Source organism: Massilia paldalensis (genome assembly GCF_044901715.1).
Classification (GTDB): Bacteria; Pseudomonadota; Gammaproteobacteria; order Burkholderiales; family Burkholderiaceae_D; genus Telluria; species Telluria paldalensis.
Map to the genome: position 1 here is coordinate 1 of NZ_JBJCIU010000001.1, position 16685 is coordinate 16685.

At 59.5% G+C, this 16685-nt stretch carries 12 protein-coding genes, 2 tRNA genes and 1 pseudogene; 4 read left to right on the plus strand and 11 right to left on the minus strand.

Features of this window, described 5'->3' with window-relative positions:
• Nucleotides 1-126: 126 nt before the first annotated feature.
• A pseudogene (locus ACI1V7_RS00005) lies at nucleotides 127-324 on the minus strand (transposase); the annotation flags it as partial.
• A gap of 59 nt (nucleotides 325-383) precedes the next feature.
• Between ACI1V7_RS00005 and ACI1V7_RS00010 the strand changes: the two are divergent.
• On the plus strand, nucleotides 384-1523 hold the full coding sequence (locus ACI1V7_RS00010) for a glutathione-independent formaldehyde dehydrogenase (protein WP_404529750.1): 1140 nt from the start codon (nucleotides 384-386) through the stop codon (nucleotides 1521-1523).
• Nucleotides 1524-1916: 393 nt separating this feature from the next.
• On the opposite strand, the gene ACI1V7_RS00015 is transcribed toward ACI1V7_RS00010, so the two are convergent.
• Nucleotides 1917-1992 (minus strand) — tRNA-Lys (locus tag ACI1V7_RS00015).
• A 160-nt stretch (nucleotides 1993-2152) separates the two neighbouring features.
• Here ACI1V7_RS00015 and ACI1V7_RS00020 point away from each other — a divergent pair.
• Nucleotides 2153-3118, plus strand: a complete 966-nt coding sequence (locus tag ACI1V7_RS00020) for a diguanylate cyclase domain-containing protein (protein WP_404529751.1) — start codon at nucleotides 2153-2155, stop codon at nucleotides 3116-3118.
• A 48-nt stretch (nucleotides 3119-3166) separates the two neighbouring features.
• Here ACI1V7_RS00020 and ACI1V7_RS00025 read toward each other — a convergent pair whose 3' ends face one another.
• Together ACI1V7_RS00025 and ACI1V7_RS00030 are read right to left on the minus strand one after the other, a co-directional pair.
• Nucleotides 3167-3586: a VOC family protein gene (locus ACI1V7_RS00025; protein ID WP_404529752.1), complete on the minus strand. Its 420-nt coding sequence runs from the start codon at nucleotides 3584-3586 to the stop codon at nucleotides 3167-3169.
• Between the two features lie 11 nt (nucleotides 3587-3597).
• On the minus strand, nucleotides 3598-4377 hold the full coding sequence (locus ACI1V7_RS00030) for a 2OG-Fe(II) oxygenase (protein WP_404529753.1): 780 nt from the start codon (nucleotides 4375-4377) through the stop codon (nucleotides 3598-3600).
• Nucleotides 4378-4631: 254 nt separating this feature from the next.
• Here ACI1V7_RS00030 and ACI1V7_RS00035 point away from each other — a divergent pair, with 254 nt between their 5' ends.
• A complete protein-coding gene (locus tag ACI1V7_RS00035; RefSeq protein WP_404529754.1) occupies nucleotides 4632-5729 on the plus strand; it encodes an ABC transporter substrate-binding protein in 1098 nt (365 codons plus the stop codon).
• The gene (locus tag ACI1V7_RS00040) at nucleotides 5729-5998 is read left to right on the plus strand and encodes a hypothetical protein (RefSeq protein ID WP_404529755.1); all 270 of its coding nucleotides are present in this window, start codon (nucleotides 5729-5731) and stop codon (nucleotides 5996-5998) included. Before ACI1V7_RS00035 ends, ACI1V7_RS00040 begins: the two co-directional genes overlap by 1 nt.
• A 708-nt stretch (nucleotides 5999-6706) precedes the next feature.
• Here ACI1V7_RS00040 and ACI1V7_RS00045 read toward each other — a convergent pair.
• The 7 genes from ACI1V7_RS00045 to ACI1V7_RS00075 all read right to left on the minus strand — a co-directional run bounded on the left by ACI1V7_RS00045 (nucleotide 6707) and on the right by ACI1V7_RS00075 (nucleotide 16662).
• The gene (locus tag ACI1V7_RS00045; protein ID WP_404529756.1) at nucleotides 6707-6985 is read right to left on the minus strand and encodes a PAAR domain-containing protein; all 279 of its coding nucleotides are present in this window, start codon (nucleotides 6983-6985) and stop codon (nucleotides 6707-6709) included.
• A gap of 196 nt (nucleotides 6986-7181) precedes the next feature.
• Nucleotides 7182-7427 (minus strand): Imm74 family immunity protein, encoded by a 246-nt coding sequence (locus tag ACI1V7_RS00050; protein WP_404529757.1) that lies wholly within the window; start codon nucleotides 7425-7427, stop codon nucleotides 7182-7184.
• A 136-nt stretch (nucleotides 7428-7563) separates the two neighbouring features.
• The gene (locus tag ACI1V7_RS00055; RefSeq protein ID WP_404529758.1) at nucleotides 7564-8028 is read right to left on the minus strand and encodes a hypothetical protein; all 465 of its coding nucleotides are present in this window, start codon (nucleotides 8026-8028) and stop codon (nucleotides 7564-7566) included.
• A gap of 25 nt (nucleotides 8029-8053) precedes the next feature.
• A complete protein-coding gene (locus ACI1V7_RS00060) occupies nucleotides 8054-8305 on the minus strand; it encodes an Imm74 family immunity protein (RefSeq protein WP_404529759.1) in 252 nt (83 codons plus the stop codon).
• Nucleotides 8306-8308: 3 nt separating this feature from the next.
• On the minus strand, nucleotides 8309-13270 hold the full coding sequence (locus ACI1V7_RS00065) for an RHS repeat-associated core domain-containing protein (protein WP_404529760.1): 4962 nt from the start codon (nucleotides 13268-13270) through the stop codon (nucleotides 8309-8311).
• A gap of 9 nt (nucleotides 13271-13279) precedes the next feature.
• The gene (locus ACI1V7_RS00070) at nucleotides 13280-16243 is read right to left on the minus strand and encodes a type VI secretion system Vgr family protein (protein WP_404529761.1); all 2964 of its coding nucleotides are present in this window, start codon (nucleotides 16241-16243) and stop codon (nucleotides 13280-13282) included.
• Nucleotides 16244-16586: 343 nt separating this feature from the next.
• Nucleotides 16587-16662, minus strand: a tRNA-Lys gene (locus ACI1V7_RS00075).
• Between the last annotated feature and the right edge of the window lie 23 nt (nucleotides 16663-16685).

Here is a 16685-nt window from a genome sequence, read left to right on the forward strand (position 1 = left end):
CTTTCAATGCCGCGTTGTAGTCTTTCCAGTTGGTCGTTCGGTACTTCAGCTTTACGGGAGCAATCATGCCGTCAGTTTACCCGTGCTGCGCCTCGGCCGCTGATGGGCCGATTTGTGCAACAAAGCCCCAGTGCTGTCCACCAGCAAGTGCAAGCCCGTCGTGGTCGGCATAGTGCCGATTGCCACCTGCAGCGTCTTTTGCCGCCTGCTGACGGTGCTGTAGTTTGGCCAGACTGCCATACTTACGCGCTGCACGCTGGTTAGGCCTGATTTACGCAACAAAGCCGCTTTCAACAGTGCGCACTCGTGAAGAAATTTGTTATACCTTTCTTCCCTAATGCCGCTATTTGCGATGAATTTACCCTCGTTCTGAAAGGAAAATCATGAAGGCACTCGTTTATAATGGTCCGTGCGACGTCCAAGTTAAAGACATGCCGGACGCCAAGATTGAAAAGCCGACTGACGTCTTGGTCCGTATCACAACAACTAATATCTGCGGGTCTGACCTGCACATGTACGAAGGCCGCACCAACATGGAAACGGGCCGTATTTTGGGCCACGAAAACATGGGTGAAGTCATCGAGATCGGCAACGCTGTCGAACGCGTTAAGGTCGGCGACGTTGTCTGTCTGCCGTTCAACATCGGCTGCGGCTTTTGCCAAAACTGCGAACGGGGCTTGTCAGGCTTTTGCCTGACGGCAAACCCTGGCACGGCCGGTGCTGCCTACGGTTTTGCCGGCATGGGTCCGTACAGCGGCGGCCAGGCCGAACTGCTACGGGTGCCATTCGGCGATTACAACTGCTTGGTGCTGCCGGAAGACGCTAAGGAAAAGGAAAATGACTACGTGATGTTGTCGGACATTTTTCCGACCGGCTACCACGCTACCGAATTGGCTGGCCTCAAGCCGGGTGAATCGGTCGTGATCTACGGCGCCGGCCCGGTCGGCCTAATGGCGACCATGTCTGCGTTCATTAAAGGCGCAAGCGAAGTTTTCGTCGTGGACACGCACAAGGATCGTTTGGCTCTGGCCGAAAAGATGGGCGCGGTGGCGATCGACGACACCGAAGGCGCCGGCGTCGAGAAAATCTTGAACCTTACTAACGGCAAAGGTGCCGACTGCGGCTGCGAATGCGTTGGTTATCAATGTTGCGACAAGCACGGTAAGGAAGTGCCAAATTTAACAATGAATAACTTGGTACAGACGGTCAAGCCTACTGGCGGCATTGGCGTAGTTGGTGTGTTCCTCCCACAAGATCCAAAGAGTCCAGACGCGTTAGGAAAGGAAGGTAAAATTGCCTTCGATTTTGGCAATTTTTGGTTCAAGGGTCAGAAGATTGGCACCGGTCAAGCCAACGTCAAGCATTACAACCGTTATTTGGCAAAATTGATCCATAAAGGTAAAGCAACGCCTTCGCAGATCATTTCACATCAGCTTGGACTAGATGATGCACCGACTGCCTATCGGAATTTTGATAAACGTGCGGAAGGGTGGACCAAAGTCGTGCTAAAACCTAATAAATAAGGAAAATATTATTTATAGGCGAATGTTAAAAGACGATTTGTAAATTCAAAGTAGATAGGTTCTATAATAAACGGGCTCTCGCGCAATTTTATTTCATTTAAGGATATTAAAGAGAGAAGATTGCGCGGAAGAACTTTGTTAGTTTCCAGTTTGATTAGCTTTGTTGCGTAAATTACGCCTGACCAGGCTACTAGACCGTCAGCTTCCTCGCTGACCTAGCTGTCAAGTCCCGTCCGGTCATCAACGTCAGGCAGTACTCGACAGGCAGGGCGGCGCAGGAACTCAACGCGGAAAAACTCCCGGCAGGGGGGCGGACCTTTTTCGAAGCGACCAGAGGGTGACCAGAACGCAAAAAGCCCACGAACCGAAATTCGTGGGCTTCTTTGTAATTCATGGTAGGCCGTGCGGGATTCGAACCTGCGACCAACGGATTAAAAGTCCGCTGCTCTACCAACTGAGCTAACGACCCGAAGGCGCCCATTATAGCGGCTGGATCGCGCCAGGCCAAGTGTTTGCGTGAAAATTGGCAATAATTGGTTGCCCGGCCGCCCATGATGGTCTTCATTGCATGTTCTTGCATGCATTGATTTACGGTATTATCAATTGATCCGTAGACATCCAGCGACGCCGTGTTCCTCACCGAAACCGAAACCTTTGCCGCGCTGTCCGAGCGCGCCGTCAACCTCGTCCAGAGCGGGATCGTCGTGCTCGACGCCGGGCACCGGATCGTCCTGTGGAACAACTGGATGGTGCCGCGCTCCGGCCGCGCCGCGGCCCGCGTGCGCGGCCATTCGCTGTTCGACGTGTTTCCGGAACTGCGCGGCTCGCGCGTCGAGGCGGCCATCCTGGGCGCGCTGTCCGAGGACCACGCCTGCACCGTCCCGACCACGGACAACCGCACCCCGTTTCCGCTGCGCGAAGCGGGCAGCTTCGACGGCCCGCGCATCGACCAGGCCGTCAGCGTGACGTCGTTCAAGGAACATGGCGAGCGCTTCTGCCTGGTCGAGATCCGCGACGTGAGCGGCACCGTCGAACGCGAAAAGCGGCTGCTCGACCACGCCGAATCGCTGCGCGCCCGTTCCTACGTGGACGGCCTGACGGGTATCGCCAACCGCCGCTACTTCGACGTCGCCCTGGACCGCGAACTGCGCCGCGCCCAGCGCGCGCGGGGAGAACTGGCGCTGCTGCTGGTCGACATCGATTCCTTCAAGGCCTACAACGATTTCTTCGGCCACCAGCAGGGAGACGCCTGCCTGACGCAGGTGGCCCAGGCACTGGCCGCGATGCTCAAGCGTCCGGCCGACGTCGCCGCGCGCTACGGCGGCGAGGAATTCGCCGCCATCCTGCCCGACACCACGCTGGAACGGGCCGAGGCGCACGCGAACACGATCCGCGAACACGTGGCGGCGCTGCAGCTCAAGCACGCGCCGGCGGCGCACTGGCCGATGGTCACGCTCAGCATCGGCGTGGCGGCATTCCAGCCCGACGGCCTGAATACGGCCGAGGCACTGATCGAGGCGGCTGACAAGGCGCTGTACGCGGCCAAGAAGGGCGGGCGCAACCGCGTCGAAGTCGCGGGGACAGCGGCCGCATGACGGCGCGGGCGGCCTGCGCAAGGCGGCCCGCGACGAACCGGGAAAAGCTTACCAGGTGCCGCTATTGGGCATCGACACCCAGGGTTCCTGCGGCGGCAGTCCGCCACCGCGCTGCAGCAGTTCGATCGAAATATTGTCGGGCGAGCGCACGAAGGCCATCCAGCCATCGCGCGGCGGACGGTTGATGGTCACGCCATGGTCCAGGAGGCGCCGGCAGGCGGCATAGAGGTCGTCGACCTCGTACGCCAGGTGGCCGAAATTCCTGCCGCCGGTGTACGGCTCGGGATCCCAGTTGTAGGTCAGCTCGACCTGGGCCTGGTGGTCGCCCGGCGCGGCCAGGTAGACCAGCGTGAAGCGGCCCTGGGGCTGGTCGAAGCGCCTGACGACTTCCAGGCCCAGCGCGTCGCGGTAGAAGGCGAGGGAAGCGTCGAGATCGGTGACGCGCACCATCGTGTGTAGATATTTCATCGCTATTCCGATCAAAGGCTGTCGTATAGAACGTTGATCCGCGCCACGTACTTGGGCGTGTCGCCATGGACCTGCAGTCCGGCGTGCACGACGGAGCCGTGCCGGAAGCCATGCTGGAAGAACAGGGCCGATCCTGCCTTGGGCGTGACATCGACAACGGCGCCGCCATCGCCGTAGAGCCGGGTGGCGCCGCCCTGCACGCCGTCTTCCGGACCGTTCAGGTACAGCAGCATCGTCAGTTGCGAGCGGCCGCCCACCCATTCTTCGATGCCGATCCGGTCGCTGGCGAAGCCGAATCCCGGCCAGTCGCCATCGGTATGGCGATTGAAGACGTCGCCATCGCGGTATTTGTACAGGTTGATGCGCTGGCTCAGCGTCGGCCACAAGGACCGGCCGTGCAGGGTTTGCGGCAGCAACGGACCGATGGCCCGATAGACCAGGTCCAGCAGCTCGGGATCGGCCATCCAGTGCAGCGCCTGGTTCATGCGCATTCCCGGCGGCGTGCTGATGCCGGGCGCTTCGTCGCGGAAGCCGAAATGCTCGCCGATATCGATCAAGGTACGGCAGGCCGTCTCGCTGAGGACATTGTCGATGACGAAGGCGAGCTGCCCGCCGATATCGATGTCGCGGCGCAGCGCCGGGGTGGACGCGGGGGCGGCGGCCAGCATGCCAGGGGGAAGCTGGCGCAGCGCGTAGATGGGCGTGTCGGCGACGGTGCCGCCCATCGGCAGCGAGCCGGTTTGCGTGGCGATGACGTAGCCGCCATAGGGATCGGGTGAAGACATTTTCATGATCGTTCTTCCTGTGCAAAGAGTGGAACGATTATGTGCGCCAGGCTGCACGAGAAAAATCCTGTTCCGACGAGAACAGTTTCTGCAAATGGCGATAAATCGGCGCGGCGGCACGATCCACTGCCGCATTTGCACAACATCCCTACAAGTTATTTCCAGTCAGAAATCAGACTCAGTTAGTATGCAACTACTTTCATGAGGGGTATCTCGCCTTGCTAAGATATTTCACCAAAACATGCGCCGCCCTCGGCCTCGTGCTCGCGACAGGTGGCATCCTGGCCGACAACGGCGTCACCGACAAGACCATCGTGCTGGGCCAGTCCGCCGCGCTGTCCGGCCCCGCATCGGCACTGGGCACGGCGATGCGCGACGGCGCACTGGCGTACTTTGAATCGGTCAACGCGGCCGGCGGCGTGAACGGGCGCCAGATCGTCCTCACCACGCTCGACGACGGCTACGATCCGGCCCGCGCCGGCGCCAACACCGGCGCGCTGGTCGACAAGGAACAGGTATTCGCCCTGTTCGGCTACGTCGGCACGCCGACCTCGAACGCCGCGCTGCCCTGGGTCGCCAAGGGCATCCCGTTCTTTGCCCCGATGACGGGCGCGCAATCCTTCCGCGAGCCGTTCGACCGGAACATCTTCAATATCCGCGACGGCTATGCACAGGAGACGGAAAAGATCGTCGAGCACCTGGAAGCCATCGGCGCCAGCAAGCAGATCGCCGTGCTGTACCAGAACGACGCCTACGGCAAGGCCGGCCTGGAAGGGGTGACGCAGGCCCTCAAGAAGCGCAAGCTGGCGGTATTCGCCACGGCCTCGGTGGAGCGCAACAGCACCGACGTCGCCGCCGCCGTCGCCAAGATGAAGGCCGCCGCACCCCGTGCCGTCATCATGATCTCGGCCTACAAATCCAGCGCCGCCTTCATCCGCGCCATGCGCAAGGATGCGGCCAGCGTGCCGTTCTTCTGGAACGTCTCCTTCGTCGGCAGCCGCGCGCTGGCCAGCGAGCTGGGCAAGGAGTCGCGTGGCGTGATGATCTCGCAGGTGATCCCGTCGCCCTGGGACGACAAGCTGGGCGTCGTCAAGGAATACCGCAAGCTCTACCTCACCAAGCCCGGCCGCGAGCCGGACTATGCCAGCCTGGAAGGCTTCATGGCGGCCAAGGTCTTCGTGGAAGGCCTGCGCCACGTGAAGGGGGAACCGACACGCAAGAATTTCGTCCATGCGCTGGAGACCATGGGGGCGTATAACCTGGGCGGGTATACGGTCACGTTCGGGGCGGGGGATCACAACGGGTCGGATTATGTGGATCTGAGCATCATTACTGAGGGTGGGAAGATCATGTACTGATGCTAACCTGCGTGGGTAGAAAACAAAAACGCCAGCCGGAAGGCTGGCGTTTTCGTTGGAAGAGCAAAATCCTATTAATGGTTTCCATAGTCTTGAATTGGCTCACTTCAATGATGAGCGCGTATTATCGCGATATTGGCGAATTGGATGATATCCAATTCGGAAATCAACATGGCAATGTTCGTCATGTCGAAGCCGTTGCCGGCTCTTCTGGAAGTGCAAAAGGTCACTTAATTGTCGCCAAGCGACCAATCAGAGCGTTTTTCTAGCGGAACTTGCGCCTCGTCGACAGTCGCAATTGCCCTGAGTGATGTTACATCATAAAGAATTTTCCATCCTGCAAAATGCCGACCGCCGCAGTCAATCGCAATCTGACTCCCGTTCTGCCAAGACCAATGGTCTCTTATGAATAGTGGGCATTTTATGGATCTTATTAATCCATTTTTGTAAATTTTCAACTCTTCCGACTGGGGCTCGGTGTGGCCTTCGGCAACCCAGGTGTTCATCGCGAGCCACGCTACAGTTTCATTGTCTGGGGCGAACTTCAAGGACGCAGCATTTCCCGTTTTGTAATTTTAACATCGAGACCCGATAAGTGTTTTATATGTACATTATTTTCTTTGTCCAGATAGGCGCATTTTAACGTTTCAGCTACTGTATTCATCGGCGCACAGAGCAAGGCTAAAGAAAAAATGCTAGGATTTGTTTTCATTTCTTCGAGTTCGGTCGTCGAAACTTTTAATTATTCAAGTGCCTGTGCCAGTAGAAATTGGGTGAACGCAACGTGCTGTGGTTGTCGTGTGCGCAAGACAACAAGAAACATCGGCGTTGTAAGGCTCCGATTGGTCGATCGAGGATCGGTAGATGTGGACTGTGCAGTCTGCAAACATAAGGAAGATGGCGCGGTGATTCCTACCTATGCTACCGCGATTGTGAGTTTGAAGTTTTCGCGGATGAGTATAAATGCCCGGCCACTTTTAGCCGACCGTCGCGGGCACGCTGCCGATCAGCTTGCACCCGCATTCCGTCGTGCATCCCTCGACCGCTACGGGTACCCCGTTGACTGTCAGTGTGTCGTGTGCGGTAACGATTTTGTTGACGCCGTGTGGTTTCCCGCCGGGGTAGGCCTGGGGGCAGGCAACTTTGTCACCCAGCCGGGCGATTGCTTTTCCCCTGATGTCGTGGTCGGGCGAACCGCTAATCACTGTGCCGCCATGGTCGGTTTTGTCTCCGACTGTAATGATCTTCAATGACATTTGGCTCTCCAGTGGAATCGGTGAGCTAGTAGATCGGTAGGCCGTCCGGCTCGGGCTCATCCGATCCTGGGGGCCTTGCCATGGTGGTAGCTCGGCTGTGGCAACGGCCGGCCGCCAGCTTTTTGTCTGCCTGCTACGCTTACTCGGATGCTCGACCGCTAACGCTCACGGCGTGGGCGCAGCTTTATATGACGCACTATTCAATCTCCAAGAACATTTTTCTTCTGGCGAACTCCTCCTTTAGGAACTGAATTAGCTGCTCCTTCTCGGCGGGAGTCACGTATTCTTGGTCATTTGGCGCATACCACTTTTCGATGCTGTTCTGATACGGCATGAAGTCGGGAGAGCCGTAGCCTCTCAACAGCGCTTCACCGCATACGGTAACGCTCTTGGCGCCGTCTTTCACCCGAAGATACCCGCGCACAATTTCTGCCAATTCCATGTCGCACATCGTCTAAAGATAGTTTTTGTGGTCCCGGTCTTCGGGTCAATGGTGTCGATCTGAACTGGCCTGCTCGCTCATCTGCTGGCGGTATGTTAGAGGTGTTGTTAGAGATCCTAAGTCATACTTCTGCAAATTAGTGGTTCGAATTCGATTCAGTTGACCTGCGCTCGAATTTAATCTCTAAACTTAGATCGCCTTGCTTCGCGTCATAAAAAAATACGGCACTCATCCATTCGCAGGATTCCAAAAATGCAGTACTTGGATGATTACTCGAAAACTTCAAATTCGAAGACTTCTCACATGATTTTATTACTTTTGATTCAAGAATGCTGGATGTGAAAAAATCGATCAAATCAAATAAGATCGTTAGGGAAAAAGCCCCTTCTTCTCCGACTTCAATCACACCATCGGCTGATTGTCCGCAAACACTGACTTTTCTTAATAAGTGATAGCGTGTTCGCCCCTCATCTGTTTGAAGCGGTGGTGAACATAGTTTTGCGATCGATTTGGTGGGGGCGCCTTTCTCGTCAAGAGCTATTGGTGTCGAATCAACAGAAGCCGAACCGTGCTTTAAATCTAACTTAATAGTATGCATCATTAATCCCTACGCGCAATGCATATTATTATTCGAACTCGACAACCGAGTCGCGATCCTGAAAGTATTTCCGAATTGCCCTAATGATCTCCTGCTTTTCAGTTTCCGTTAGGGCAACGTCCGGTGGCATGTCCCAGTTATTCAATGAGTTCAAATAGATAACGTAACTAGGTTCGGTTGGGGTTGAGGAAATGAGCGCCTCGCCTAGAACACGCACAAGTTTGTCTCTACTCTTCAACCGTATGTCTCCCCGTGAGACGTGAACGACTTCAAAATGCATATGTCACCTCTTGAAAATGGTCTTCGTGTTTCCGTATTTCGGGTCAACAATATCGATTTGGTTAACAGCGGGGTTTTTCATGAGCGCGCCTTTCTCGTAGCCTTCCCAGATGTTGTTCGGTCGCAAATCCTGTCCAACCACGCCTCGTATGAGTCCGCAAGTGCCTTGGGCATAGGCGCGAGACATTTCACCCCATTCTCTTACAACAGCCGGATTCTTATCGTCCCAAGCTGGCATCTGGATCTTGTATTTATCAATGAGCATTTCAAGCGTCGTTCCACCGTGAGTTTTGGCAATATTGGCGGCAGTATCCATTCCGCCGACACCTTCAGTTCTACCTGACCAGAAGAAAGCCGTGTTTGGCTCCGTCTTCATGAGATGAGTTGGTCGCTTAATAAAGCGTCCATTCTCACTTTCATGCCATCGGCTAGTCTTGCAGTTCCACGTCGGCGACAATCCCAATGGATCAACCCACATAGTCGGATTTGGCCCGTATTTGTAGAAGTTGTGGCCACCGAAAAATCGGATTGGATCCTGCGTAAGGTATCGTGCCGTATCGGCGTTATAGTAACGGTGCCTGTTGTAGTGTAGCCCCGTCTCTTCATCAAAGTACTGCCCTTGGAACCGGATCGGATTGCGAATGTCCGCCTTGTACGCCGCCTCGCTGATTGCCTGTTTCGCTTGCCCCCACGCCTTGTACTGCGCCGACCACGCAACCTTGCCTTCATGATCGGTCAACTCCTGCGGCGTGCCCAGATGGTCGCATTGATAGAAGGCGATCTCGTCCTTACCGAACGGCTCGGCTTCTTGCTCGTATTCACCGTTCCATAGCGGATCGAGCGCAATGTCGTATTTGCCGTCATTGCCCGCCATCAGCGCCTTGACATCGGTGGTGGGCGCCAGTCGAAGCACCCCGCTTCGGGTAGCCTGCACCAGCGGCACGAAGCTGTCACGCTCGTACACATAGTGCACCGTCCGTTCACCCGCCGTATAGCCCTGGTGCACGCTGCTTTCCAACGCCAGCGTGTCGCCATCCCAGCCGTACATGGTTTGGATCGTCTCCGGCCGGGTTGTGCCTTCCATTGTCTGGCTGTGCTTGGCAATGCGCCGCCCCAGCGGATCGTAGGCGAAGGTGGTGACGCCATGCCAGGTCGTAGCGCGGGTCATCCGGTTGAACGCATCCCACTTATACTCGGACCGAATGCCGTCCTGGGTACGTTCCACGAGGTTGCCGCGTTCGTCGTAGCGGTAGCTGACGCCGGCATATTCCTTGAGCAGGTTGTCCAGCAGTTTCGGCAGCGCGACACGGCGGCTGATGGGCTCCTGTGACGCCATATCGGCTGCCTGGATGTTGCCAGCCGGGTCAAAAGCGAAGGTTTCATGGCCCAATGCGCTATTCGCCGCCAGCAGCCGTCCGACCGGGTCGTAGCGGTATTCGATGCGGCCGCGCCGGCTGTCTTCGAGGCTGCTCAGCTGGCCGGACGGGTCGTAGCGGTAGCGCCGTAGGATCGCAGCTCGGATGCCGACCTGGACATCGGGACGGTACTGGCCGGGGTAGGAATACCGTTCCTTCTGGTTGGCTTGCGCGATGGTGCCGAGCTGCTGTTCGATCAGGCGGCCGGCCGGGTCGTACTTCATCGTTTGCAGCAGGCTGTTGGCCTGGGTGCGGCCAGTTTCCCGGTACAGTGCGTCGCGCTCGAAGGAGACGAGTTCCTGCCCGTCCAGCAGCAGGCCGTGCACGTGGCCGGCACCGTAGGTCAGCCATTCGAGGCGATGGCCGTCGGGGCGGGTGGTGCCGGTGCGTTGGTTGAGTTCGTCGTAGTGGTGGTGCCAGACCGCGGTACGCTTGTCGGGATGGAACGGGCCCTGGTAGTGCTGGTGTTCGCGCGCCAGGTTGCCGGCAGCGTCGTAGAACCATTGCAGCCTGGCGTGTTCGTTCTTCGCTTCGGCCAACTGGCCGTTGGCGTTGTAGGCGAAGGTTTCGATTTGCTCCGGTCCACCGGAGGCCGCAGCGCGGCGTTGCACGAGCCGGCCCATGGGGTCGAACTCGAGCCGGGTGGTTACACCAGCTTCGACGGTTTCCGCCAGCACGCCGCTCGCTTCGTCGTAGCAGTATTCGGTGGCCTTGCCATCGAAGCCCTGTTCCCGCAGCAGGCGGCCGACCGGGTCGTACTGGAACCGGTAGACGCTGCCATTTTCATTTTCGAGGGCGGACAGGCGGCCGAGCACATCCCACTGGTACTGCAGGCTGTGCCCTAGCGCGTCGATGCGGTTCCGGATCAGTCCGGCCGCGGTGTAGCTGTAGGAGGTGGTGCGCAGCAGTGCGTCGGTGTGCGCAAGCAGCCGGCCTTCGGCGTCGTGCCGCAGTTGATTTTCGCTGCCGTCGGGGTAAATGACGGCTTCCAGTTGGCCGGGGTGGTTGCCGCCGTCGGCGCCTTCGCTGTGCGCTCGCGCCAGCGTTTCGGCACTCAGTGGCGTGTAGCGGTAGCGGGTCACGTTGCCAGCGGCGTCGATGCTTTTGATCAGGCGCTTGCGGTCGTCGTACTCCCACTGGCTGCTGTGCCCGGAACAGTCGGTGTAGCTGGCGAGCTGGCCGTCCGGCGTGTAGGCGAGTTTCTTGACGCCGCCCTTGGCATCGGTGATTTCGATCGGGCGGCCGGCCTTGTCGTACGCGTACTGGGTCTTGTTGTCGCGCGGGTCGGCTTCCTCGACCAGGTGGCCCTGGGCATCGTAGTCGCGCTTCCAGGTGCCTCCTTCGGCATCGCGGATGCCGGTGACGCGGTGCTGCCCGTCATACTCGAAGTGAACCTGGCTGCCGTCGGCGCGGGTGTGCGTGAGCAGGTTGCCATGCGCATCGTAACGGTAATGCTCGCTACTGCCATCGGTGTGGATGTGACGGACGACGTTCTTGGCGTCGTCGCGGAAGATCCATTCCTCAAGCCCGTCCGGGTACACGATGCGGTAGGTGTAGCCGGCGATGTCGTAGTAGTAGCGGGTTTCGTGGCCAAGCGCGTCGGTGACGTAGGTCAGGCGGATGTTCTTGTCCCATTCGAGCCGGGTGTCGTCGCTGCCGTCGTCGGCCCACTCGCGGATCGCTTTGGCATGAAGCCCGGTGTCGACGCTGGTGTCGTAGGCGAGGTTCATGCCACGTCCGGTGCGGTCGGTGTAGCGGGTGACGAGGTGGCGGTCGTACTCGTAGTGCCAGGCGGCGGCGTTTTCGTCCTGGGCGCGGATCAGGTCGCCGTGGTCGTCGTAGTCGTAGGCGGCAAGCTGGCGCACCAGCTTGCCGTCCTTGACTTCCCATAGCGCAAGGATGCGGCCGCTGTCGGCGTCGATCTGGGTGCCGGCATGGGCGACGATGGTCTCGCCCCGTTTGCTGATGATGTCGCTGAGCACCTCCTCGCCGGCGTATGGACCATTGGCGACGACGTGATCGTAGCGCAAGCCGAGAGCAGCACCGTCGCGGGCATGCAGCGCGATCAGCCGGAAATGCTCCTTGCCCAGGTCGGCTGCCTTGGCGCGCACGGTGTCGACCAGCTCGTAGGTTTCGCGCCAGGGGCTGGATTCGCCTTCGGGCAGCGGCTTGCCGAAGTCGAGCGTGAGCAGGGTAGCGCTCATGCGGGCGAGCATGATTTGCTCGACCGGGTCGTAGTGCCGCTGGCCGATCCCCAGCCACGGATAGCGATGGCTGCGTCCGTCGGCAGCGTGATAGAGCAGGGCGGCCGGCTTGCCTTGGCCGACGACGTCGATGCGGGTGCTGTACGGCGTGAGCCAGCGCGCGCCGAGATTGCCGAGGTCGTAGGCGCTCAACTGGCTGCGGTAGGTGCGGCTCCATTCGATAGGGAGCGGCGCATCCAGCACGAAGTCGGTGTGGGTGAAGGTTTCGGCGCCGGTGGCGAAACTGATCGAGTGCGCGGTGCTGCCTTTTGCGGGGCACAGCTTGCACGCGTTGGCGTCGCCCGTGGCCGGGTGTTGCCGGCCGGTGGCGCCCAGCTCGTGGCCGGGATTCATCTTCTTGTGGTCGGCGCCCTTGGCCGAGGGGACCATGGCCGGATACCGCTTCTTGTGCTTGATTACCGCGTCGCGCAGCCGCATCAGTATCCACCGGATGCTCATCTGCGCCTGTTCGTCGGCCAGGGCGGCGAGCTTGCCGCGAAACGCCGGCTTGAAGTCCGCCAGGTGGCCGATGATCCCCTTCACGCCAGCGACCGCGCCCTGTGGCAGCTGGCTGGCTGCTACGGCGACGACGTAGTTCGCGGTCTTCCTGTATTGCCGGCCAAGGGCGCCAAGCATGCGGCGCCAGCTGCTTTTTACCTTTGGGTCGTACAGCTTGTCTTCCACTTCCGCCGGGGTTGCCACCTCGAACAGCGGTTCCGTGCCGATGCAGCGCTTGAGGATCTTGATCAGATCGTCGGCAATGCCGTCGGCAAGATCGGCGCAATCGTCCAGGATCCCGGCCAGCTTGCCCATCGCACTGTCGACAAACGTTTCGATCTCGCCGGCCAGCCTGGCGTTGAGGTGCACGATCAGCACCTCGATCAGTGCGCCGCCGAGATCCTTGACGCCCAACGCCAGCTTTTGCCGGGCCAGGTGCAGTGCCGGCCGCAGGCTCATGCGCGCAGCGCTCATCGCCGGGGGCACCGGAACCACGCCGATCAGGTTGATGCCAAGGCTTACCCACTGGAGGAAGCCGATGTCCTTCCTGGCGAGGTACCTCTGGATGACCTCCACGATATCCATGATGGCGTCGATCAGCGCCATGATGTTGCCGATCACCGGCAGGCTGCCGGCCACGGTGCTCAGCCGCTCCAGCGTGACGTAGTCGTAGCTGATCTTGCGCAGCCATTTGTCGAAGGCGGCTGCGCCGGCGCCGACATCTTGCTGGTCTATGGTGTTCAGCGGGGCAACCGCGACTTCGGGCGTGCGCTCGGCGGGCTTGGACGGGGCCTGCTTGGGTTCGGTCATGGTGGCTTTTTACAGGACGGATTTTTTCGGGATCGAGGGCGGTACTTCAGCGCCGATGCGCGGCAGCGATCCAGGCAAACCGAGGGTGGACGCGACGGCGGCAGCAGGTTTTCCGGCAGTCAGCATCCCGTAGGCGTTCAGGGCCGTCGCACCGCCCGGGAGCTTGCCCGCAAGATTGACCATGCCCGCCTGTCCGAGCGGAGCCAATAACGCATGCGCACCGCCTTTTGACAGCGACTGCACCGCGCTTGCCGCTTGCTCCGCGGCTTGCGCAATCGCCTTCGCCGCCGGGGCAGGCCGCTCAGACGTTGCCGCGGCAACAGCGCCAGCCTCGGGCAGCGCCACGGCCGGCCATTCCGTTCCCTGGCCGAAGTCGCTGGCTTCATCCCATGGGTCGCGCGGGTCCTTGCCGTAGCTGACCGTGGCCATTCCCATCGGCAGGCCGGCCACGCTGGCAAAGCCGTTGCCGTCAAGCGTCCCTTGATGGACGCCGCCTTCAGCGTCGACGACGGTGTAGTCGCCTTGTCGGATGCCTTGCTTCGTACTGCCTTCCGTGTTCACATACTGGTGATACAGGTCGAGCTGCCCCGGTGGGAGTTGTACGGTCTGCGGCAAGCTTGGTGTGCCTTCGCTCTTGCCGGGGACGAAGCTGTGATGCGCCGCGTGTTGGACCCAGTTGCCGTCGGTACCATGGACGATCCCGGATGCGTTCCAGCGGCTGAAGCTGGTCCCGCCGTTGATCACCACCTCTTCCTTTGCCGTGATCGTGATGCGGTTTGCGGTATGGGTAATGTTGAGCTTGGCCAGGATGTTGACGCTGTCCTTCAGGGCAGTGATGTCGATGTCGGCGCTGGCTGCCACCAGCTTCATGCCGGCCTTGTAGGCAAACATGCGCACCGCTTCCTTGACGCTGACAAGCAGGCTCTTGCCCGCACTTAGGCTGGCATGGCCGCCGCTGCTCAGGGCGGTGTGCTCCACGCTCATCAAATGGGTGGACCCCTGAGTAGTAGTTTCGATCCCGGCCGGGCTGGCTAGAAGCAGGTGGGGAGCCTGAAATTCGGGGAATTCGCCCTGCGCCGGCGTGCCGCCCTGGCCCTTGATGGCATCGACCTGCGCCTGCAGCGCGGCGGCGACCTGGTCCTGGTCGCCCGGTTGGTGTGCCTGCACCTGTTGCGCGGCCTGCGACAGACTGTCGTGCAACTCCTGGCCCTGCGCCAAGCGCGCCAGCGTCTCCGCCATGTCGGTAATATGGGCGCGGCCATTCGGCCGGCCTTCGGTGCTGAGCAACAGGCCCCGTTGCGTGCGCACCGCGCCGTGGCCGTCGGTGCGCAGCTCGAAGCCCTGGCCGCGGGCATCCTTGCGTCCGGCATTGTCTTCGATGCGGGTGATATGTCCGAGGCTGAGCTGGCTGGCGAGATGGTCACTCCTGAGCTGCGCCTGGATCTGCCCTTGGGTGTCATCAAGCACCACGTGGTTGCTACGTCCGCCGGGTGTGTTGCCGCCCTCGGCTGTCAGCTCTCGGCTTCTCAGCCCCATCAGTGCCTGCTGTTCGGGCAACTTCCATGGCGGCATATAGTTCTGGTTGTACACCGACCCGGTCACGATCGGATGGTCGGGATTGCCGTCGAGCCATTGCACGATTACTTCCGATCCGACCCGGGGATGGCTCGTCAACCCCTTTTCGCCGCCGGCCCAGTTGCTGCTTACCCGTACCCAGCAGCTACCGCTTTCGTCTCGATCCCAGTGAAACTTGACCTGTATGCGTCCGTACTGGTCTACGTTCAGGCTGCCTTGGCCTTCGGGGCCGACCACGGTGGCGGTTTGCATGGCGAGCAGTTGAGTGTCCGTGCTGTTGAAGCCACGTCCCGGACGCCAGGGCAGGGCCTTGCGCTGGCAGACCATGCGGTTGTTGTATTCGGAGAACGAGTTTCTGCCTTGGAGATAATTGTTGCTGGCGTCGTGATGCACTTCCAGGATCAGGAATTCGCTGTCCTCGCTTTCGCTGAAATGGTCGAGGAGCTTGAACCATCTGCCCGCCGCGAGCCGTCGATTGTTACCTCGTGCTTCGACTATCTTGCCGTAGGCTTCGATTTCTTCCATGCGCAGGCGCGCAAGCTGGTCGGCGCCCGACTGGTCCTTGAAGCCGTAATGCCCCTCGTAGTGGTGCACCTCCAGCTGCGGAATATCGCCTTGCTCATTAATGGTGACGATATCGGCATGGACCGGGCGCGGTTTCTTGAAATCGAAGCCGCTCACCACTGCTTGTCCGGACGCCCACCGACGCAGTGGGCTCCAGTGGTTGATCGCGTCTTCTTCCTGCGCGCCACCGGCACCATGAAAACGGATGCCGGGTAACGTCTCGTCGATCGGTGCGGCCGTGCGTGTATCGTCGCAGACCTTGAGCACGTGGCCATCGTGGGTATGTTCGTACCAATAGCTGTATCCCGCCGCTTCCCAGCGTCGGCACAGGTAGTTGTGGTCGGTCTCGTCCCACTGCGTGGCCATCGTGCGCTGCGGCTGTTCGCCGGCGACTTTCCATTCCCACACGGGCAGGCTGCCGTAGCCGGCGAAGATGGTCTCCGTCTGTTCGCTCAGGCTTTGCGCGTGGAACAGGCGGTTGTTCCTACGCAGGCGTGTGTACGCCAGCCATGGCTTCAAGACGGCTTCATAGAACACCACGCCGCCGTCGGTCTTGACCAGCCTGAAGGACGCGACGTACCCGGTGAATGGACGCAGACTACCGTCGCTTTGTACCAGCGATACGCACAGCAGTTTTCCCTGCATCGCCTCAAGTTCTATCCGAGCATCGTCGCTTAGCAGTTCTACCTTGAACTCGAAGTCGCGCGATACGTATTCCGTACCTTCGAACCGGTTCACCATCAGCTTGGCATACGGACCGTCGTTTCGCGGGAATGACAAGCGCAACAGGCGCGTGCCTTGGTGGGCTTCCAGTAGTGCTTGCAGGTCAGTCATCGTTTTGCTCATCAGTTGAGCTGGACATTGTTCAATTCGCGATGCTTGAATCGCCATTGAATTGCTTGAACTTGCGACAAACCTCTTGACTGTATTAACTAATTTGGAATTAGACAGTGACAAAGCGCAAATTTGTGCGACGTCGCGCTGCGCAGCAGTTTCCGTGCTGATATTGAGTTTTGGAGATGTAGCAGGCTGGCGACGGCACAGATGCGTGGCATCGCGCAGCAAGTGTCTGCAGCGCGTCACGGGTACGGGCCAGTAGGCGGAAGAGGGAGCTGGTGCGAATACAAAAAAAGGCGTCACGATCACTCGCAACGCCTTCATTGAACCAGCAAATTCGTGGTAGGCCGTGCTGGGCTCGAACCAGCGACCAACGGATTAAAAGTCCGCTGCTCTACCAACTGAGCTAACGACCCGAAGAAGGCGTGCATTATAGCGG

Bases quoted from the DNA above. Each gene is read 5' to 3' on its own strand.
- ACI1V7_RS00010 (WP_404529750.1), top strand. From the start codon at position 384: ATGAAGGCACTCGTTTATAATGGTCCGTGCGACGTCCAAGTTAAAGAC.
- ACI1V7_RS00025 (WP_404529752.1), bottom strand. From the start codon at position 3,586: ATGAAATATCTACACACGATGGTGCGCGTCACCGATCTCGACGCTTCC.
- ACI1V7_RS00030 (WP_404529753.1), bottom strand. From the start codon at position 4,377: ATGAAAATGTCTTCACCCGATCCCTATGGCGGCTACGTCATCGCCACG.
- ACI1V7_RS00040 (WP_404529755.1), top strand. From the start codon at position 5,729: ATGCTAACCTGCGTGGGTAGAAAACAAAAACGCCAGCCGGAAGGCTGG.
- ACI1V7_RS00045 (WP_404529756.1), bottom strand. From the start codon at position 6,985: ATGTCATTGAAGATCATTACAGTCGGAGACAAAACCGACCATGGCGGC.
- ACI1V7_RS00050 (WP_404529757.1), bottom strand. From the start codon at position 7,427: ATGGAATTGGCAGAAATTGTGCGCGGGTATCTTCGGGTGAAAGACGGC.
- ACI1V7_RS00055 (WP_404529758.1), bottom strand. From the start codon at position 8,028: ATGATGCATACTATTAAGTTAGATTTAAAGCACGGTTCGGCTTCTGTT.
- ACI1V7_RS00060 (WP_404529759.1), bottom strand. From the start codon at position 8,305: ATGCATTTTGAAGTCGTTCACGTCTCACGGGGAGACATACGGTTGAAG.
- ACI1V7_RS00065 (WP_404529760.1), bottom strand. From the start codon at position 13,270: ATGACCGAACCCAAGCAGGCCCCGTCCAAGCCCGCCGAGCGCACGCCC.
- ACI1V7_RS00070 (WP_404529761.1), bottom strand. From the start codon at position 16,243: ATGACTGACCTGCAAGCACTACTGGAAGCCCACCAAGGCACGCGCCTG.